The sequence below is a fragment of the Pseudomonas fluorescens genome, assembly GCF_902498065.1.
GTDB classification, from domain to species: Bacteria; Pseudomonadota; Gammaproteobacteria; order Pseudomonadales; family Pseudomonadaceae; genus Aquipseudomonas; species Aquipseudomonas fluorescens_BJ.
The window spans coordinates 142,856-163,093 of the sequence record NZ_CABVIR010000006.1 but is presented as its reverse complement, the minus strand read 5'-3'; the positions used below and the strand labels follow the sequence as shown (position 1 = coordinate 163,093).

Annotated in this window: 14 protein-coding genes and 1 pseudogene; 9 read left to right on the top strand and 6 right to left on the bottom strand. The window is 60.0% G+C overall.

Annotated features, from left to right (window positions below):
• Positions 1 to 68 precede the first annotated feature (68 nt).
• The 3 genes from F8N43_RS20955 to glnA form a co-directional block, all read right to left on the bottom strand.
• A complete protein-coding gene (locus F8N43_RS20955; protein ID WP_150631800.1) occupies positions 69 to 689 on the bottom strand; it encodes a DUF4124 domain-containing protein in 621 nt (206 codons plus the stop codon).
• Complete coding sequence (locus tag F8N43_RS20950; RefSeq protein ID WP_150654294.1) at positions 686 to 1,195, bottom strand: DUF4124 domain-containing protein; 510 nt, start codon at positions 1,193 to 1,195, stop codon at positions 686 to 688. Before F8N43_RS20950 ends, F8N43_RS20955 begins: the two co-directional genes overlap by 4 nt.
• Before the next feature lie 235 nt (positions 1,196 to 1,430).
• Positions 1,431 to 2,837, bottom strand: coding sequence for a glutamate--ammonia ligase (gene glnA / locus F8N43_RS20945; RefSeq protein ID WP_027922158.1), 1,407 nt, complete (start codon positions 2,835 to 2,837; stop codon positions 1,431 to 1,433).
• Positions 2,838 to 3,167: 330 nt separating this feature from the next.
• Here glnA and thiI point away from each other — a divergent pair, with 330 nt between their 5' ends.
• Positions 3,168 to 4,622 (top strand): tRNA uracil 4-sulfurtransferase ThiI, encoded by a 1,455-nt coding sequence (thiI, locus tag F8N43_RS20935; RefSeq protein WP_150631797.1) that lies wholly within the window; start codon positions 3,168 to 3,170, stop codon positions 4,620 to 4,622.
• Between the two features lie 139 nt (positions 4,623 to 4,761).
• The gene (gene typA / locus F8N43_RS20930) at positions 4,762 to 6,582 is read left to right on the top strand and encodes a translational GTPase TypA (RefSeq protein ID WP_084322509.1); all 1,821 of its coding nucleotides are present in this window, start codon (positions 4,762 to 4,764) and stop codon (positions 6,580 to 6,582) included.
• A gap of 216 nt (positions 6,583 to 6,798) precedes the next feature.
• Here the strand turns inward: typA and F8N43_RS20925 are convergent, their stop codons facing one another.
• Positions 6,799 to 7,239 (bottom strand): YkgJ family cysteine cluster protein, encoded by a 441-nt coding sequence (locus tag F8N43_RS20925; RefSeq protein ID WP_150631865.1) that lies wholly within the window; start codon positions 7,237 to 7,239, stop codon positions 6,799 to 6,801.
• A 259-nt stretch (positions 7,240 to 7,498) separates the two neighbouring features.
• Between F8N43_RS20925 and F8N43_RS20920 the strand changes: the two genes are divergently transcribed.
• The 5 genes from F8N43_RS20920 (at position 7,499) to F8N43_RS20900 (ending at position 16,994) form a co-directional block, all read left to right on the top strand.
• Entirely contained in the window at positions 7,499 to 9,949 is a 2,451-nt protein-coding gene (locus tag F8N43_RS20920) for a glycogen/starch/alpha-glucan phosphorylase (RefSeq protein ID WP_150631796.1), read from the top strand.
• A gap of 217 nt (positions 9,950 to 10,166) precedes the next feature.
• A complete protein-coding gene (locus F8N43_RS20915) occupies positions 10,167 to 13,772 on the top strand; it encodes a DUF2339 domain-containing protein (protein WP_150654292.1) in 3,606 nt (1,201 codons plus the stop codon).
• The gene (locus F8N43_RS20910; protein ID WP_150654291.1) at positions 13,769 to 15,139 is read left to right on the top strand and encodes a DUF3999 domain-containing protein; all 1,371 of its coding nucleotides are present in this window, start codon (positions 13,769 to 13,771) and stop codon (positions 15,137 to 15,139) included. The genes F8N43_RS20915 and F8N43_RS20910 overlap by 4 nt, the downstream gene beginning before the upstream one ends.
• A 239-nt stretch (positions 15,140 to 15,378) precedes the next feature.
• Positions 15,379 to 16,389: a class 1 fructose-bisphosphatase gene (locus tag F8N43_RS20905; RefSeq protein WP_150639934.1), complete on the top strand. Its 1,011-nt coding sequence runs from the start codon at positions 15,379 to 15,381 to the stop codon at positions 16,387 to 16,389.
• Between the two features lie 2 nt (positions 16,390 to 16,391).
• Positions 16,392 to 16,994, top strand: a complete 603-nt coding sequence (locus tag F8N43_RS20900; protein ID WP_150631792.1) for a DUF924 family protein — start codon at positions 16,392 to 16,394, stop codon at positions 16,992 to 16,994.
• Positions 16,995 to 17,110: 116 nt separating this feature from the next.
• Here the strand turns inward: F8N43_RS20900 and F8N43_RS30005 are convergent, their stop codons facing one another.
• Positions 17,111 to 17,875, bottom strand: coding sequence for a methyl-accepting chemotaxis protein (locus F8N43_RS30005; RefSeq protein WP_371927683.1), 765 nt, complete (start codon positions 17,873 to 17,875; stop codon positions 17,111 to 17,113).
• A gap of 93 nt (positions 17,876 to 17,968) precedes the next feature.
• A pseudogene (locus F8N43_RS30000) lies at positions 17,969 to 18,991 on the bottom strand (cache domain-containing protein); the annotation flags it as partial.
• Between the two features lie 294 nt (positions 18,992 to 19,285).
• Here F8N43_RS30000 and F8N43_RS20890 point away from each other — a divergent pair.
• A complete protein-coding gene (locus tag F8N43_RS20890; RefSeq protein WP_007907841.1) occupies positions 19,286 to 19,540 on the top strand; it encodes a hypothetical protein in 255 nt (84 codons plus the stop codon).
• 31 nt (positions 19,541 to 19,571) lie between these two features.
• Entirely contained in the window at positions 19,572 to 20,141 is a 570-nt protein-coding gene (locus tag F8N43_RS20885; RefSeq protein ID WP_150631790.1) for a lipocalin family protein, read from the top strand.
• Positions 20,142 to 20,238: the final 97 nt, after the last annotated feature.

Below are 20,238 nucleotides of genomic sequence, written 5' to 3'. Positions count from 1 at the left end.
CAAAATGGGTTGGTATGTGAGTACGGTGCAACCTATTGCACCAATGTAGTGCGAAAAGTTGAACGATGTTAGAAGAAGCGCAGGAAGGGATTTTTTTCTTCTTCGGGTTTGTCTTTGAGCGGGCATTCCGGCCGCTGGCCGTAGTCGGCGAGGGTGCAGGGTTTGACCTGGCGTTTTTGCGCGAGGGAGATGCGCAACATGTGGAACGGTTGATTGGCGGTGCGCTCGACGGTGCGGCCGAGTTCGTCGAGGATTTCCACCGACAGGTTGTGGCTGCCGCGGTCGATGTTGCTCAGGGCAAATACCGGGCTGGGGCCGGGCTCGGCGGTGGGCTGGCCGTCGAGCAGCAAGCGGTAGCGATGACCGCGTTGCAGGCCGGGTTCGCTGGTGATGCTGACGATCAACTCTCCGGCACTGCTGCGGATTGTGGCGTCGGGCTCGGGCACCAGTACTCGCAGCATGTCGTAGCGGAACAGGGGTTTGGCTTCTGCTTTTTTTCCGGCAACGACCGGAGGTGCGCCGGTCGGGTTGGCGGACATACGATTGCCTGCGGCGATCGGCACGCGCTTGGCATTGCCGGAGCCTGGCTGATCGGTGAAGACCCGATTGCCCTGGGCGTCGACGTAGGTGAAGACCTCGGCTGACGCGGGCAGCGCGATCAAGCAGGCGGCCAGCAGCCAAAACCTCACGGCTTATGCACCCGCTGCACCGTGAAGGTCACGGTCGGGCTCTGCTGCACGATGTTTTCCCCATCGATCACCTGCACCGCGAGGCTGTGCAACCCTCGATCAATATTCACCAGTTGCAGGGTCGGTACGTTGCTCGGCTGGCCGTAAGGTTGGTCGTCCAGCAACAGCCTGAACAGATGCGGGCCCTGCAAGCGCGGTTTGATCAGCACGTTGACGGTGAAGCTGCCGTTGTTGGCTCGCAGCGCTTCGGTGGTGGGCAAGTTGGTCAGCTCCAGCACCTCGTACGCGCTGCGCGGTTGTTCGCGGCGGGTGGCTTCGGCGGGCGCTGCTGCGGGAGTCTGGCGTTCAACGCTATTGAGCGGCGGCAGTTCGACCGGCTGGGCCTTCACGCCATCGGGTGGTTGATTGCTATACGCGGTGTTGCCGGCGGCGTCGGTGTACTTATAGATCTGCGCGGCGACGGGCAGGGCGATCAGCAGCAAGATGAACAGAAAACCACGACCCATAAAATCGACCAGAAACGAAAGCGTTGAGTTGCAGCATAGGTCAGGGCTGACGATTGACCCAAGTTGTAAACATTTGGGTATGGTTTGCCGGGGTCTTTCAGATACCGCGAAGCTCTGTGGGAGCGGGCTTGCCCGCTCCCACAGGGATCTTTGTCGAACACTGAATCGCGGGCACAAAAAAGGCCTCCCGAAGGAGGCCTCTTTTTGTCACGCCGCGTGTCGCAGCGCTACCGGATCAGCAGCTGTAGTACAGCTCGTATTCCAGTGGGTGTACGAAGGTACGTACCTTGATTTCTTCTTCGCTTTTCAGAGCGATGTAAGCGTCGATGAAGTCATCGGAGAACACGCCGCCTTTGGTCAGGAACGCACGACCTTTGTCCAGCTCTTCCAGGGCTTCTTTCAGGCTGCCGCAAACTTGTGGGATCTCTTTCGCCTCTTCAGGCGGCAGGTCGTACAGGTTTTTGTCGGCAGCATCGCCTGGGTGGATCTTGTTCTGGATGCCGTCCAGGCCAGCCATCAACAGTGCAGCGAAGCCCAGGTACGGGTTGGCTGCTGGATCCGGGAAGCGGGCTTCGATACGGCGAGCACGTGGGCTCGACACGTAAGGAATGCGGATCGAAGCGGAACGGTTGCGAGCCGAGTAGGCCAGCATTACCGGCGCTTCGAAACCTGGGACCAGACGCTTGTAGGAGTTGGTCGACGGGTTGGTGAAGCCGTTCAGGGCCTTACCGTGCTTGATGATGCCGCCGATGAAGTACAGAGCGGTGTCGGACAGGCCGGCATAGCCTTCGCCAGCGAAGGTGTTCTTGCCATCTTTGGCGATGGACAGGTGAACGTGCATGCCCGAACCGTTGTCGCCGTACAGAGGCTTAGGCATGAAGGTCGCGGTGCGGCCGTATGCGTCAGCAACGTTGTGTACGCAGTACTTCAGGGTTTGAACTTCGTCAGCCTTGGCAACCAGGGTGTTGAACTTCACGCCGATTTCGTTCTGGCCGGCAGTTGCCACTTCGTGGTGGTGAACTTCGATGACCAGGCCCATTTCTTCCATGGCGTTGCACATGGAGGTACGGATTTCGTGGTCATGGTCGAACGGTGGAACAGGGAAGTAGCCGCCTTTGACGCCTGGACGGTGGCCACGGTTGCCGCCTTCCACGTCCTGGTCGGACATCCACGAACCTTGTTCGGAGAAGATTTTGAACATCGAGCCGGAGATGTCGGACTTGAACTTCACTTCGTCGAAGATGAAGAATTCTGGCTCCGGGCCAACGAATACGGTGTCGCCGATACCGGTCGACTTCAGGTATTCCTCTGCACGCTTGGCGATCGCACGTGGGTCACGGTCGTAGCCTTGCATGGTCGAAGGCTCGATCACGTCGCAAACCAGGATCAGGGTCGGCTCTTCGGTGAACGGGTCGAGAACGGCAGTGCTGTCGTCCGGCATCAGGATCATGTCGGAGGCTTCGATGCCTTTCCAGCCAGCGATGGAGGAACCGTCGAACATTTTGCCTTCTTCGAAGAAAGCGTCATCCAGCGCGTCGCGAGCCGGCATGGTCACGTGGTGCTGAGTGCCTTTGGTGTCCGTGAAGCGCAGATCAATCCACTTGACGTCATGATCTTTGATGAGTTGAACCGACTTCGACATAGTGTCCTCCGGGTGGCTTCGGGCTTAGTAGTGGATGCCCTTAGAATGTGGGTGATGCCGGCGCGAATACTCTGCCAAGGCAACCTGCCTCACAAGGGAGCAAATTGCATGCCAGTGCCCCACCATGGGTTTTTTGCCCCAATATCACGCTTATAAAGGCGCAAGGCGCACTTAAGGCAAAAATTCCGCCCTACAATGTGGCGCTAAATTCGACAAATGACCCGTTTTGGTGCGTGCAAAACCTTCTGCACATTAACTGGTTAAACCTTGAGCAATTTCCGCTATAATCCGCGCCCCCCTTTTTCGGCTGGCCCAGCGCGCGCTGTTTTCATGAAACTAATCGTAAAAGTCTTCCCCGAGATCACCATCAAGAGCCGCCCGGTACGGATGCGTTTCATCCGCCAGTTGGCCAAAAACATCCGCACCGTGCTCCGCGATCTGGACCCGGCCGTGGTGGTGAACGGTGTGTGGGACAATCTCGAGCTTGAAACCCGCGTCAGCGAGCCCAAAGTACTGAAGGAGATCACCGATCGCCTGAGCTGCATGCCGGGCATCGCGCATTTCCTGCAGGTCGACGAATACCCGCTGGGTGATTTCGACGACATCGTTGCCAAGTGCAAGCTGCACTTCGGCGATTCGCTGGCCGGGAAAATTTTTTCGGTGCGCTGCAAACGCGCCGGCAAGCATGAATTCAGTTCGATGGATGTCGAGAAATACGTCGGCAGCCAACTGCGTCGTCAGTGCGGTGCTGCCGGAATCTCGCTGAAAGAGCCAGAAATCGAAGTTCGCATCGAAATTCGCGACAAACGGTTGTTCGTGATCCACAGCCAGCACAACAGCATCGGCGGATATCCGCTGGGAGCCCTGGAACAGACGCTTGTACTGATGTCCGGCGGCTTCGATTCCACGGTGGCTGCCTACCAGATCATGCGCCGCGGCCTGATGAGCCATTTCTGCTTCTTCAATCTGGGCGGACGGGCCCATGAACTGGGCGTCATGGAAGTCGCGCACTTCATCTGGAAGAAGTACGGCAGCTCCCAGCGCGTGTTATTTGTCAGTGTGCCGTTCGAGGAAGTTCTGGGAGAAATTCTCGGGAAAGTCGATAACAGTCATATGGGTGTAGTTTTGAAGCGTATGATGTTGCGCGCTGCTTCCCGTATTGCCGATCGGCTGGACATCGAAGCGCTGGTTACCGGTGAAGCGATTTCCCAGGTATCGAGCCAGACGTTGCCGAACCTGTCCGTGATCGACTGCGTGACCGACAAGCTGGTCTTGCGTCCGCTGATCGCCAGTCACAAGCAGGACATCATCGACCTGGCCAACGAAATCGGCACTGCCGACTTCGCCAAGCACATGCCGGAGTATTGCGGGGTCATTTCGGTGAACCCCAAGACCCACGCCAAGCGTCCGCGCGTGGAGCATGAAGAGAAAGAATTCGACATGGCGGTCCTTGAGCGTGCGCTCGAGAACGCCAAACTGGTGCCGATTGATCGCGTGATCGACGAATTGGGCCAGGACTTGCAGATCGAAGAAGTCAGCGAAGCACTGGCGGGCCAGATCATCATCGACATCCGTCACCCGGATGCCGCTGAAGACGAGCCGCTGGAACTCGGTGGCATTGAGGTACAGACGATGCCGTTTTATGCATTGAACGCTCGTTTCAAGGAACTGGACCCTACTCGCCAGTACCTGCTGTATTGCGACAAAGGCGTGATGAGTCGCCTGCATGCCCACCATTTGCTCAGTGAGGGGCATGCCAATGTGCGCGTTTATCGACCGAGCTAAGAGCCCGGGGCTGTTTGCCTGTGGCCTGCGTCACCGGCCCCCCGACTCTGCCGTCAAGCTGTAACGGCAAGGCCTGACTCTACTGTTAATCGCTGCCACGACCTGTCAGCACACCGAATCCTCTGATCGAGATACACAAGTGATCGAAAATCTACGCAACATCGCCATCATTGCTCACGTTGACCATGGTAAAACCACCCTGGTAGACAAACTCTTGCGTCAATCCGGCACCCTGGAGCGCAACGAGCTCAACGACGAGCGCGTGATGGACTCCAACGACCAGGAGAAAGAGCGCGGTATTACCATTCTGGCGAAAAACACCGCTATCAACTGGAACGGCTACCACATCAACATCGTGGACACCCCGGGCCACGCCGACTTCGGCGGCGAAGTTGAACGCGTAATGTCGATGGTTGACTCCGTTCTGCTGCTGGTTGACGCTCAAGACGGCCCTATGCCGCAAACCCGTTTCGTGACCAAGAAGGCTTTCGAAGCCGGCCTGCGTCCGATCGTGGTCATCAACAAGGTTGACCGTCCAGGCGCGCGTCCGGACTGGGTTCTGGACCAGATCTTCGACCTGTTCGACAACCTGGGTGCCACCGAAGAACAGCTGGACTTCAAAGTCGTCTACGCCTCGGCCCTGAACGGTATTGCCGGTCTGGAACACACCGCCATGGCGGAAGACATGACCCCGCTGTACCAGTCGATCGTCGACAACGTACCTGCGCCGAAAGTCGACCGTGACGGTCCGTTCCAGATGCAAATCTCCGCTCTGGACTACAACAGCTTCCTGGGTGTTATCGGCGTTGGCCGTATCGCTCGTGGCCGCATCAAGCCGAACACTCCGGTTGTCGCTATCGACGCTGACGGCAAGAAGCGTAACGGTCGTATCCTGAAGCTGATGGGTCACCATGGTCTGCACCGTATCGACGTTGAAGAAGCAGCTGCCGGCGACATCGTCTGCATCAGCGGCTTCGACCAGCTGTTCATCTCCGACACTCTGTGCGACCCACTGAACGTCGAAGCGATGAAGCCGCTGACCGTTGACGAGCCAACCGTTTCCATGACCTTCCAGGTAAACGACTCGCCTTTCTGCGGTAAAGAAGGCAAGTTCGTGACTTCCCGTAACATCAAGGAACGTCTGGACAAAGAGCTGCTGTACAACGTTGCTCTGCGCGTTGAAGAAGGCGACTCGGCCGACAAGTTCAAAGTCTCCGGCCGTGGTGAGCTGCACCTCTCGGTACTGATCGAAACCATGCGTCGCGAAGGCTTCGAAATGGGTGTTGGTCGTCCGGAAGTGATCATCCGCATGGTTGACGGCGTGAAGCACGAACCGTACGAAAACGTGACCATCGACCTGCCGGAAGAATCGCAAGGTTCGATCATGGAACAGATCGGTATCCGTAAAGGCGACCTGACCAACATGGTTCCGGATGGCAAGGGCCGTGTGCGCCTTGAGTACAACATCCCGGCACGTGGCCTGATCGGTTTCCGTAACGAGTTCCTGACCCTGACCTCCGGTGCAGGCATCCTGACCTCGATCTTCGACCGTTACGACGTGATGAAGTCCGGCGACATGTCCGGCCGTCAGAACGGCGTGCTGGTTTCGGTTGCTACCGGTAAGGCTCTGACTTACTCGCTGGAAACCCTGCAAGCTCGCGGCAAACTGTTCCTGGGTCACGGTGAAGACGTGTACGAAGGTCAAATCGTCGGCATCAACAGCCGCGACAACGACCTGGGCGTCAACCCAACCAAAGGCAAGAAGCTCGACAACATGCGTGCTTCGGGTAAAGACGAAACCATCGCTCTGGTTCCGCCTATCCGTTTCACCCTGGAACAAGCTCTTGAGTTCGTGCAAGAAGACGAACTGTGCGAAGTCACTCCTAAGTCCATCCGTCTTCGCAAGAAGATCCTGGGCGAAAGCGAGCGTACCCGCGCTGCCAAGAAAAGCGGCAACTGAGTTTCGACTTAGTTAAGGCTTAAAAAAACGCCCCCGACCGCAAGGTCGGGGGCGTTTTTGTTTGTCTGGGGTTTGTGCGGTGTTTGTGCCGGCCTCATCGCGGGCAAGCCCGCTCCCACAGTGATTTGTGGTGTTCACAAAATCCGAGTTCAGTGCCGAACCGTGTGGGAGCGGGCTTGCCCGCGATGAGGGCCTGTCAGGCCGCGAGATTCCGGATCAGAACTTGTCGAGGGGACGACGGCTGCTGCTGGTCTCACGCGCCACTTCTTTGGGCTTGTAAGCGCAATACCCCGGTCGCGGTCCGATCTTCGGGTGGTTGCGGCAAGTATCCGGGCGCTTTTCATAAATAGTGCACAGACGGCTCTTACGATCCAGGTACAGGCAATCGTTGTTGCTCATGCGCTGGAGGGTGAAGATCTCGGTCTTCTGGCTGTAACGCTCGACGATCCCTTCCTTTTGCAAACGCTTGGCGATGTTCTTCGCCGGTTCGCCGCGCTCGAACTCGTCGACGATGCCGATGCGAATCAGGTCCTTGATCTTGACCTCGACCGGCAAGGTGCAGCAGCTGGATATGCAAGAACCGCACATCGGCGCAGAGTACTTGGCCCAGGTATCGAGGCGATCGATCTCGGCGGCGGCGATCAGGTTGGGTTTCATCATCGGTTGTTACCAGCGTGTGCATCAGGGCGCGCGATCATACCGGGACTGGTGGATTTTTGAACAACCTTTCGCCAGATTTTTTTATTTGCGGCCAACCACACTTGAATTCCGGCACGGCCCCTGCATTGATTCAGGCACACGCCAAGCTAATGCCGACCTATCTCGCACTAACAGGAAATACTGCCGAACCAGAGCCTCTACCGCCTGTCAGACCGTCTAGGCTCAGACAACCCAAAGCTCGCTCGAGGTCCTATCGATGACTCAAGAACCACTTGTTCGCGAAGCAGAGGTGGCCGCATTCCGCGACGCCGTCTTGACCAAACTCACCTATGCGGTGGGCAAAGACCCGGATCACGCCTTCGACCACGACTGGTTCGAAGCCATTGCGCTGGCAGCGCGCGATCACATGGTCGAGCACTGGATGGACCACACCCGGCAGATCTACCGCAAAGGTCAGAAGCGGGTTTACTACCTCTCCCTGGAATTTCTCATCGGCCGGCTGCTCTACGACAGCCTGAGCAACCTCGGCCTGCTGGACGTCGCCCGCGAGGCCATGACCGAACTGGGCGTCGACATTGAGCGCATCCGCCTGCTGGAGCCCGACGCGGCCCTGGGCAATGGTGGCCTGGGTCGTCTGGCGGCGTGCTTCATGGAAAGCATGTCGACCCTCGGCATCGCCGGCCACGGCTATGGCATTCGCTATGAGCACGGCTTGTTCCGTCAGGCGATTGTCGATGGCTGGCAGCAGGAACAGACCGAGCACTGGCTGGATTTCGGCAACCCGTGGGAATTCGAGCGTCCCGAAGTCGTTTACCCGATCGGCTTCGGTGGCAGCGTCGAAACCGTCACCGACGACAGCGGCAAGTCCAGGCAAGTCTGGTCCCCGGCGGAAACCGTGCGAGCGATTGCCTACGACACCCCGGTTGTCGGCTGGCGCGGGGCGAGCGTCAATACATTGCGCCTGTGGCGTGCCCGAGCCGTGGAAGATTTACACCTGGAGCGCTTCAACGCCGGCGACCACTTGGGCGCGGTCGCGGAAGTGGCCCGCGCCGAAAGTATCTCTCGCGTGCTTTACCCGGCGGACAGCACCGAAGCCGGCCAGGAATTGCGCCTGCGTCAGGAGTACTTCTTCGTCGCGGCATCCCTCCAGGATTTGCTGCGCCGCCATCGCAACATGCACACCTCGGTGCTGACCCTGGGCGACCACGCGGCGATCCAGCTCAACGATACTCACCCCTCGATTGCCGTGGCCGAGCTGATGCGTCAGTTGGTCGATGTCTACGATGTCGCGTGGGACGCCGCGTGGCAGGTCACCGTCGACACGCTCTCGTACACCAACCACACGCTGTTGCCGGAGGCGCTGGAAACCTGGCCGGTCGGTTTGATGGAGCGGATGCTGCCGCGGCACATGCAGATCATTTACCTGATCAACGCCCAGCACATCGACTCGCTGCGCGCCAAAGGCATCCACGATTTTGACGTGCTGCGCGCGGTGTCGCTGATCGAAGAGGACAACGGCCGCCGGGTGCGCATGGGCAACCTTGCGTTCCTCGGCTCCCACAGCGTCAACGGCGTGTCCGGGCTGCACACGCAGTTGATGCGCAAAACCGTGTTCTCCGAACTGCACAAGCTTTACCCGGAGCGGATCAACAACAAGACCAACGGCATCACCTTCCGCCGCTGGTTGTATCAGGCCAACTCGGAGTTGACCTCGATGCTGGTCGATGCCCTCGGCCCTGACCTGTTGGATAACCCGGAGGAGCGTTTGCTCGATCTGGAACCGTTCGCGGAAAAAGCCGCATTCCGCAAGGCCTTCGCCGAACAGCGCCTGCACAGCAAAAAGGCCCTCGCGTACATCATTCACGAGCGCCTTGGGGTCGCGGTCAACCCGGCGGCGTTGTTTGACGTGCAGGTCAAACGGATCCACGAATACAAACGTCAGTTGCTCAACTTGCTGCACACCGTCGCGCTGTATCAGGCGATTCGCGCCGAGCCGGAAATCGACTGGGTGCCACGGGTGAAGATCTTCGCCGGCAAGGCCGCCGCCAGTTATCACCAGGCCAAGCTGATCATCAAACTGACTAACGATATCGCCCGGGTGGTGAACAACGACCCGACCGTGCGCGGTTTGCTCAAAGTGGTGTTCCTGCCCAATTACAACGTCAGCCTGGCGGAGAGCATCATTCCGGCGGCGGACTTGTCGGAGCAGATTTCCACCGCCGGTTTTGAAGCGTCGGGCACCAGTAACATGAAGTTCGGCCTCAACGGCGCATTGACCATCGGCACGCTGGACGGCGCCAACGTGGAAATGTGCGAGCGCATCGGTGTCGAGCACATGTTCATCTTCGGCCTCAGCGCGCAGCAGGTCGAAGCGCGCAAGCAGAACCACGAGTTCAGCGCGGTGCCGGACATTGCTGCGTCCCATCGGTTGAATGACGTGCTGCAAGCGATTCGCGGCGGGGTGTTTTCGCCAGATGATCCGTCCCGCTACACCGGGTTGATCGATTCGCTGATCGACTACGACCGCTTCCTGGTTTGCGCCGATTTCGATTCTTACTGGGATGCGCAGATGCGCGTCGAAGCCCATTGGCACGATTCGAACGAGTGGTGGCGTTCAGCGGTGTTGAACACGTCCCGGATGGGTTGGTTCTCTTCCGACCGGACTATTCGCGAGTACGCCACGGATATCTGGAAAGCATTGGAGTAACTTTTAGCAATAAATGCGAGCAAGGTCCGACGGTTGTTGGACCTGATCGATATACTGAGCACCAGTTTCAGTGAGCGCTGCGCGCTCAATCGCGGGCAAGCCACGCTCCCACAGAATCTGCGTAAGTCTGTGGGAGCGGCGTTGCGACGATTCGACTTGCCCGCGATGACGTCAGCGCAGACGCCACAAGGCAATGGGCCGCTTAGGGATATCGACCATGCAATGGATGTTCATGCTGATTGGGCTGGTGCTGGGCTGGGTACTCGACGAGTCGTTCAGCGACGCGCTGCTGGGCGCGCTGCTCGGGTTGGGCATCGGCCAGGCCATACGCATCGGCCGCTTGGGTTCGCAATCGGCCGAACAGCGCGCTCTGCTGGATCAGGCGCAAGTGGCGTTGAATGCGGTCCAGCAACGCCTGGCCTTGCTGGAGATGTCTGGCCTCAAGGCGCCTGAAGCCAGCGAACCGCTTGCCGACGAGCCGGTCGTCAGTGAACCCGCCACCTCTCCTGTATTCATTCTCGAAGAAATCCCTGTCTCAACCCCGGAGATGGTCTGGGAACTCCCTCCCGAACTCGAGCCGGTCGGCGCGTCGGCGGCGCAAACCAGCCGTCCGCTGCCCGACGATGCCTGGAAACCTGAAGCGGTTGCCCGCGAGCCCGTCATCCCGCGTGGCCCGAACTTTATCGAGCGCGCCATCAGCGGCGCACGCAACTGGCTGTTCGGAGGCAACACCGTGCTGCGGGTCGGCGTGGTGCTGTTGTTCCTCGGTCTGGCGTTTCTGCTGCGTTATGCCACCGAAGGCATGGTGGTGCCGATTGAACTGCGTTACGCCGGTGTGGCGGCGGCGGCTTTGGGCCTGCTCGGTCTGGGCTGGTGGCTGCGTCATCGCAACAATCACTATGCGTTGATGCTGCAAGGCACCGGGATTGCCGTGTTGTACCTGACAGTGTTCGCAGCGATGCGTTTGCACCCATTGCTCGATCCGACGGCGGCGCTCGGGCTGCTGGTGGCGGTGACGGTGTTCTCGGCCATTCTGGCCATCACTCAGGACTCGCTGGCACTGGCCTGCGCCGCAGCGTTGGGTGGTTTCGCCGCGCCGATCCTGACGTCCACCGGCGCCGGCAACCATGTCGCGCTGTTCAGCTATTTCGCCTTGCTCAATGCGGGCATCCTCGCCATCGCCTGGTTCAAGGCCTGGCGGCTGCTCAACCTGATCGGCTTCGTCGGCACCTTTGGCATCGGGTTCGCCTGGGGCCTGCGCTCCTACACGCCGGACTTGCTGTGGAGCACCGAGCCGTTTCTGATTCTGTTCTTCCTGATGTACCTGGCCATCGGTCTACTGTTTGCGCGGCGCAAGTTACTGGAAATGAGCGACGCGCCCGAAGACGACAGTCGCGAGGCGTTGCTGCGCTGGTCGGCACGCAAGGGTGATTACGTCGACGGCACGATGCTGTTCGGCCCGCCGCTGGTGGGTTTCGGTTTGCAGTTCGCGCTGGTCCAGCATCTGGAGTTTGCTGCGGCTTTCAGCGCATTGGCGCTGGGCATGATCTACATGGGCCTGGCCCGCCTGCTGATGGGCGGCCGAGCGTTGTTGCTGGCGGAAACCTGTCTGGCGTTGGGCGTGATTTTCGCCAGTCTGGCGATCCCGTTGGGGCTTGATGCGCGTTGGACAGCGGCCGCCTGGGCTGTGGAGGGCGCCGGGATTTTCTGGCTCGGCCTGCGTCAGCAACGACCGCTGGCGCGCGCGTTTGCCTTGCTGCTGCAACTGGGGTCGGCGTTGGCGTTTCTCGGCGAGTTGCGCATCGGCGAAAGCAGCCTGCTCGATGGCGCGCCGCTGGGCGCATTGATGCTCGGCGTGGCCCTGCTGTTCAGCTTCTACCAATTGCGTAACGCCGCACCCGAGCAAACGTCGGAGTGGGAGCGCAAAGGCCTGCCGGTGTTGGCGTGCCTCGGCCTGACCTTTCTCTATCTGCTGGCGCCGCTGTTCTTCTTCACCCACGGTACGGCGATCAGTTGGGCGCTGGCGGGTCTGGCGACGTTGTTTGTTGGCCTGCGCCTGCAATCGCGGACCTTCCTGTTCACCGCATTTGCCGTCCAGTTGCTGGGTGGCGCGCTGTTCCTGCTGCGACTGCAAGGTGCGAGTGGTGAGTCGGGCGCGGTGTTCAGCGCGGGTTGGAGCGGTTTGCTCAGCGCGTCGCTGATCGGTCTGGCGTTGATCGCCGGTATGTTGCTGGCCGCGCGCGACGACATGGTGCGCAGCGACGTTCGGTTGTTGCGCGGTTTGTCGGTGGTGTTGCTGGCCGGGCTGGTGCTGATCAACCTCGCCGTGCTGTTCGTACTGCCATGGCAAACCGCGAGCGCGGTGTGGGCGGCCAGTGGTCTGTTGATTATCTGGTTGAGCCTTTATCTGAAGCAGCGTGTGAGTTTCGTCTTCGGTCTGCTGTTGCAGGTGATTGGCGGTGCGGCGTTCCTGTTCGCCGGGCCGGATCTGCTGGGGCCGCTGGCCAGCGAAGGCTTGAAGCCGCTGGCGCACAGCGGCTTCTGGACCCCATTGGTACTGGGCCTGGCGGCGATGGTTGGCGCCTGGCGTCTGCAGCTCGGCAACCATGCTTCGGCTTTCGATGTATTGAGTTTGCAGCGTTTGTCCGAAGTGCTGCTGGTGTGGGGCGCGGGTTGGTGGGCGTTGGCGTGGATCAGTGAAGTGCTGCGGTTTGCGCCGGTGAATATTCAAGCGACGTTGCTGCTGACGGTCGCGGCGCTGAGCGTTGCGCTATGGGCAGTGTTGGCGTTGCGCCTGAAATGGCCGTCGCTGGGTTTGCTCTGCACCTTGCTGATGCCTGCGAGCGGTGTGGCATTGCTCGGGGCGTGGCACTCGCGTTACCACCCTGCGGCCGATGTCGGCTGGCTCGCCTGGGCGGCGGTGTTCGTCGTGCATTTCATCTCGCTGCGGCGTCTGGCGCCGCTGTTGCCGGCTCGCGCCTTGAGTACGGCTCATGTGCTCGGCTGCTGGCTGTTGATCGGTGTACTGGCGCTGGAGTTGCGTTACGGCTTGCTGCTGTTGTCCGAGCAGTACAACGCCTGGCGTTGGTTGGGTTGGGCGATTCTGCCGAGTGTTTATCTGGTGTTGATGGCCGCACCGCGTGCCTGGCCGTGGCCTGTGTCGGCCTGGCCGCGCGAATATCGACTGTACGCGGCGGCACCGCTGGCATTGCTCATGCTCGGTTGGTTCTGGCTGGCGAACACTGTCAGCGACGGCACCGCCGAACCGTTGCCTTATGTGCCGCTGATCAATCCGCTGGAGTTGGGGCTGTTGTTCGCGCTGTTCGGCGTGTACGTCTGGTCCCGCAACGCCGTGTCGCAACTGGCGAACCGCCAGGACATCGTTGATCACGCCACGCAACTGATCGCCGGCGTCTCGCTGTTCGCGTTCTTCACTGCGCTGGTGATGCGCACGGCGCACCATTGGGGCGATGTGCCGTATGAGCTGGATGCGCTGCTCGAATCGATGTTGGTGCAAGCGGGCCTGTCCATCGTCTGGACCTTGATGGCGCTGAGTCTGATGATCGGCGGCCATCTGCGTCATCGTCGCGAAGTCTGGCTGATCGGGGCGGCGTTGATCGGCGTGGTGGTCGCGAAACTGTTCTTTGTCGAATTGAGTAACCGTGGCGGACTCGCCCGGATCGTCTCGTTTATCGGTGTTGGCGTGTTGCTGTTGGTGGTGGGCTATTTCGCCCCGTTGCCGCCCAAGCGCGCCGACTCTGCGCGCCAAGGCGGAGCCGAACCTGAAAAACCGGCCCCGCAAACCGAAGGAGTGTCGTCTTGAGTCAGAAGCTGAACCTGGTCTGGTTGGGCGCTGTTGCGTTGGGCGTGGCGTTGTCGGCCACTGCGCAGGAAAAGCCGTCGGACTTCGCCACGCAAGTGCCGTTGACCGTGAGCGGCGAAGGGCCGTGGTATCGCCTCGAATTGCCCTTGGCCGTGCAATTGAATGCGCGGCAAACCGACCTCAGCGATGTGCGCGTATTCAACGCGAACGGTGAAGCTCAGGCCTACGCCTTGGCGCGTGAGACCGCGAAAACCGGCGAAAACCCTCTGACCGATGTGAAGTGGTTCCCGCTGTACAACTCGGCGGACGCCACCGAGCGCGCGCCGAGTGTGCGGGTGCAATCGAACGCTAACGGCACGCTGGTCGAGGTGCAGCCGTCGAGTCAACTGGAGGTGGGCGAAGAAGTGCTGCGCGGTTGGTTGCTCGACGCCAGCGGCATCAAGGCGCCGTTGCAGCAACTGATCCTCGACTGGACCAGCGAGCGCGATGGCTTCCAGCGTTTCAGCATCGAAGCCAGCGACGATTTGCAGCATTGGCAGTCGTGGGGTGACGGGCAGGTGGCGCGGCTGACGTTTGCCGACGAGCGGGTTGAGCAGCATGAAGTCAGCTTGCCGGGGCAACCGGCGCGTTATCTGCGCTTGTTGTGGAACGCGCCGCAATCGGCGCCGACGCTGACGTCAGTGCAACTGGAAAGTGCCAGCACACGCAGCCTTTCGCTGCCGCTGGTCTGGTCGCAACCGTTGGCCGGCAGCAGCGCGAAGGCCGGGGAATACACTTGGCAATTGCCGATGGGGCTGAACGTCGAGCGCTTGCAGGTCGAGCTGAATCAGCCGAACAGCCTTGCGCCGGTGACCTTGTCCGGTCGTCGCGAAAGCAGCCTGCCGTGGCAGCCGTTGAGCAGTGGTTTGCTCTATCGCTTGACCCAGAGTGGCCAGGATGTGGTGCAGAACGAATTGCAGCTGCCAGGGCAAACCGTGCAGCAGTTGAAGTTGACGGTGGACGAGCGCGGCGGTGGCTTGGGTGCCGAGGCGCCGACGGTGCGATTCGCTGTGCGTTCGACGCAATTGGTGTTCCTGGCGCGCGGCGCCGGGCCTTATACGCTGGCGTTGGGCAATGGGACGGTGAAAGCGGCGAACCTGCCGCTGGCAACGCTGATTCCGGATTACAGTGCGGCGAAGTGGGCGGCGTTGGGTAAGGCGACGGTGGACAGCGGGGTGGTCGCGACACCGACATCGGCAGTCCCCTCGACTGCACAGGTTGAAACCAACTGGAAGAAGTTCGGGTTGTGGGCGGTGTTGTTGCTAAGCGTTTTGTTTTTGGCGGCGATGGCGTTCAGCTTGTTGCGCAAACCCCCGGTAAAACCTTGAAGGCGGGTGCTGCGCACCCGATCGCCAGCAGGCTGGCTCCCACAGTTAGCCGCATTCCCCTGTGGGAGCCAGCCTGCTGGCGATAGCGGTTTATCGGACGGTAAAAATGCCCGTTTCGAACTACGCTAAACCCGGCACATGAACTCTATTGGGCATCTCACGTCTGATAGGAGGAAATGCGCCCCGACTCGCGTTAAACTGCGCGGGTTTTTAGCCCCCCCATTCCACCGGAGCCTTCCATGTCCCGCGTTACCCTGAGTCGCTATTTGATTGAGCAGACCCGTAGCAACAACACCCCTGCCGATCTGCGTTTCCTGATCGAAGTGGTGGCGCGCGCCTGTAAAGAAATCAGCCACGCCGTCTCCAAAGGCGCCCTGGGTGGTGTTCTGGGCAGCATGGGCACCGAAAACGTCCAAGGTGAAGTGCAGAAGAAACTCGACGTGATCTCCAACGAGATCCTGCTCGAAGCCAACGAATGGGGCGGCCACCTGGCCGGCATGGCGTCCGAAGAAATGGACAATGCCTACCAGATCCCGGGTAAATACCCGAAAGGCGCGTACCTGCTGGTGTTTGACCCGTTGGACGGTTCGTCGAACATCGACATCAACGCTCCGGTCGGTACTATTTTCTCGGTGCTGCGTTGCCCGAGCGAATACCTGAGCCAGAACGAAGCCTTGAACGAAAAGGCTTTCCTGCAGCCAGGCACCGAGCAGGTTGCCGCCGGTTATGCCATCTACGGCCCACAGACCATGCTGGTGCTGACCCTGGGTGATGGCGTGAAAGGCTTTACCCTGGACCGTGAGATGGGCAGCTTCGTACTGACCCATGAAGACATCACGATCCCGGAGTCCACGCAGGAATTCGCGATCAACGCGTCCAACCAGCGTCACTGGGAAGCACCGGTACAACGTTACGTCGACGAATTGCTGGCGGGTGACGAAGGTCCGCTGAAAAAGAACTACAACATGCGCTGGGTCGCCGCGATGGTGGCCGACGTGCACCGTATCCTGACCCGTGGCGGCCTGTTCATGTACCCACGTGACAGCCGCGAGCCTTCGAAGCCGGGCAAACTGCGCCTGATGTACGAAGCCAACCCGATGTCGTTCCTGGTTGAACAGGCCGGCGGCGCCTCTACCGATGGTCACCAGCGCATCCTCGACATTCAGCCGGACGGCTTGCACCAGCGCGTAGCGGTGTTCCTCGGTTCGAAAGAAGAAGTCGCACGCGTTACGGCTTACCACAAGGAATAAACATGACCGCGCCCTGGCAGCCGTTGCTCGAATGGTGGTTCGGAAACTCCGAATCACCCAACGAAACAGCGGCGGAGAAGGGCAAGTTATGGTTCGGCAAGCGCGACAGCCAGGACCTCGAAGCGCAGACGCGTTTCGGGGACTGGGTCGAGCAGGCACTGGCCGGCGGATTGACTGACTGGGCGCAACGCCCTGACGGTTGGCTGGCCCTGGTGCTGCTGCTCGATCAACTCCCGCGAATGATCTATCGCGACACTCCCAAATCCTTTGCAGGCGATCTCAGGGCGCAGGCTCTCGTAGCGCAAGGCATTGCTGCGGATTTTGATCGGCAGTTGCGACCGATTCAGCGGGTGTTTATCTACCTGGTGTTCGAGCATTGCGAGCATCTGGCGGTGCAGGATGAGGCGGTTTCGCGCTTTATCGCGCTGGTTGCCGAGCAGCCAGAAGCTGATCGCGCGGTGTTTGCCGATAATCTGGATTATGCCGAGCGGCATCGGGAAGTGATTGCGCGGTTTGGACGGTTTCCGCATCGCAATGCGGTGTTGGGGCGGGAGTCTACCGCGCAGGAGTTGGCGTTTCTTTCGCAGCCTGGGTCTCGGTTCTGACTCTTCATTGCGGCTGATGCCGTCATCGCCAGCAGGCTGGCTCCCACAGGGGGTTGTGATCGACACAAACCTATTGTGGGAGCCAGCCTGCTGGCGATGAGGCCAGTGAAAGCGCCTTAGATCCGGAAACTACCCACCAACTGCTTCAACCGCGCCGCCTGCTGCTCAAGGTCAGAGCAAGCACGCAACGTCGCCTGCAGGTTCTCCACCCCTTCCTGGTTCAGCGTGTTGATCTCAGTGATGTCGACATTGATCGATTCCACCACAGCGGTCTGCTCTTCAGTCGCCGTCGCCACGGACTGGTTCATCCCGTCGATCTCACCGATGCGCTGCGTCACGCTGCCCAGACGCTCGCCCGCCTGATTGGCAATGCCCACGCTGCTTTCACTCTGGCGCTGGCTGTCGGTCATGGTGCTCACCGCTTCGCGGGCGCCGACTTGCAGTTCCTCGATCATCTTCTGCACTTGCTGCGCCGAATCCTGCGTGCGGTGGGCGAGGTTGCGCACTTCGTCGGCGACCACGGCAAAACCGCGTCCGGCTTCACCGGCACGGGCGGCTTCGATGGCGGCGTTCAAGGCCAGCAAGTTGGTCTGCTGCGAGATGCTGGTGATCACTTCCAGAATCTGCCCGATGTTCACCGTGTTGCTGTTGAGCGTCTCGATGTTGCCGCACGAATCGCTGATCTTCGCCGAGAGCTGTTGCATCGCCGCGATGGTTTTATCCACCACCTGCTGACCGTCCTCGGCCAAGGCGCGTGCATCGCTCGAATGCTGCGAGGCGAGGGCGGCGTTCTGGGCGATTTCCTGGGCGGCGGCGCCCAGTTCGTTGATGGCGGCGGCCACGCTGCTGGTGCGCGAGGCTTGCTGATCGGAGTTGAACATTGACGAGTTGGACGCGGCGACGACGCGCAGGGCGACTTCGTTGACCTGGCCGGTGGCCGAGGAGACTTCGCGGATCGAGGTGTGAATACGCTCGACAAAGCGGTTGAACGAAGTGCCCAGCGCACCGAATTCATCATGGCCGTGGATGGTCAGGCGTTTGGTCAGGTCGCCTTCACCTTCGGCGATGTCATGCATGGCGCGGCCCATGGCGAGCAGCGGCTGCATCAGGAAGCTGATCAGCATGCCCAGCAGGGCGATGATGAACACCACCGCGATGACCATGGCGATGATCGCTGAGGTGCGGAATTCGCTGATCATCGAGAACGCGGTGTCCTGATCCAGCACCAGCGCCACATACCAATCCGCCGACGGCACGCCGTTGACATGGGTGAAGGAGATGAACTGGCGCTTGCCGTCGATCTCGACTTCCTTCATGCCCGGGCTGACTTGCGGGGTGCCGTTCGGGTAGGCCTCGGCGAGGTTTTTGAGCACCAGTTTGCTGTCCGGGTGAATCAGGATCTTGCCGTCGGCGCTGACGATAAACGCATGACCGTGACCGCCGAAGTTCAGCGAGTTGATGATCGCGCTGACGCTGGACAGATCAATGTCGGCGCCGGCGACGCCGATCATCTGGTTCTGATGCTTCACCGGTGTGGCCACGGTGATCACCAGTTTGCCGGAGGATGCAGCGATGTACGGTTCGGTGACGATGGTCTGTTGCGCGCCGTTGGCCGCCTTGTACCAGCCACGTGCGCGAGGGTCATAATCGGCGGCGCGATTGCCGGCCGGAACCGAGAACATCACGCCGTCGGTGCCGCCAAAGTAGCTCAGCTGGAAATTGCTGGTGTAGGCCGGCAGGTCGATGGCGCGCTTGAGGTTGGTCTGGGCGCTGCCGTCCAAGGCGATCTGTTGGGACAACGATTGCAACAGCTGGATGCGGCTTTCCAGCCAGGTTTGAATGTTGCGGGTGGTCAGGCTGCCCAGTTCCTGCATCGACGATTCGGTACTGCTGCGCAAGGTCTGGCGCTGACGGTAGTCGTTGAACAGGATGAAACAGGCGAATGCAACGGCCACCACGAGGGCAGCAGCCAGCAGGATCTTGTGGCTGAACTTCATGTTTCTGGTCATTAAATGAACTACCGCGGAGGGGCTGGTCGACAAGGGGCGCCAATTTGCCACAGGAGCGGGCTTTGCGCTGCTTTTATGTCGACTGGCCGACGCCAAAGATTAGGCGTCTTTTGCCAAAACTGACGAAATGCTCAACAGCGCAAGAAAGTGGCTGATTTTTCGGCAAAAGGCAGACAAGCGGCCCAATAAATAGGCGTTCAGTCAGGGAACCAGACAGGGCTTTTCTCTTCTAAGCTTCAGCTTGGCAGCCATGCCATTCCCCTACGACCCAGGAGCTACACCATGTCGCTGCGTTCCATCGCTTTGCTTTCGTTCTGCGTGTTGTTGGCCGCATGCGGCAAGATCAATCAGGAAAATTATTCGAAGCTGTCGACCGGCATGCCCAAGGCCGAGGTGGAAACCTTGCTGGGCAAACCCACCGACTGCTCGGGAGCGCTCGGCATGTCCAGTTGCACCTGGGGCGACAAGAACAGCTTTATCAGCGTGCAGTACGCCGGTGACAAAGTGTTGATGTTTTCTGGCCAAGGCCTGAAGTAATCCGGGGCGATGCGCCCGCGGGAGAAAAACAATGAAACGGTTATTGATCCTCCTTTTTGCCGGCCTGGTATTGGCAGGCTGCGCCACTTCTGGCGAAGATCCATTGGCGCCGAAAACCGTCGCCAGCGTCAATTTGAAGAAGTACCAAGGGACCTGGTACGAGTTGGCGCGTCTGCCGATGTATTTCCAGCGCAACTGCGCGCAATCCGAAGCCCATTACACGCTCAAGCCGGACGGCAACGTGCTGGTGCTGAACCGCTGTCTGACGACGGACTGGCAATGGGAAGAGGCCAAAGGCACGGCTTATCCACAGGTGCCGGGCAAGACCGACAAGTTGTGGGTCGAGTTCGATAACTGGTTCTCACGATTGCTGCCGGGTGTGGCGAAGGGGCAATACTGGGTGTTGTACGTCAGCGATGACTACAAGACCGCCATTGTCGGCGACCCGAGCCGCCGGTATCTGTGGCTGTTGTCACGGACCCCGACGGTCAACGGCGTAGTGCGCGAAGAGCTGCTGAGCAAGGCGCGTCAGCAGGGGTATGACACCACTCGGTTGATCTGGCGTGCGACGGATACGCAGATGGCCAAGACCTCGAACTAACAGCTAACGCATAACCTATGTGGGAGCGAGCCTGCTCGCGATGGCGGTCTATCAGTCAACGTCAATGTTGAGGCTGATGGCCCCATCGCGAGCAGGC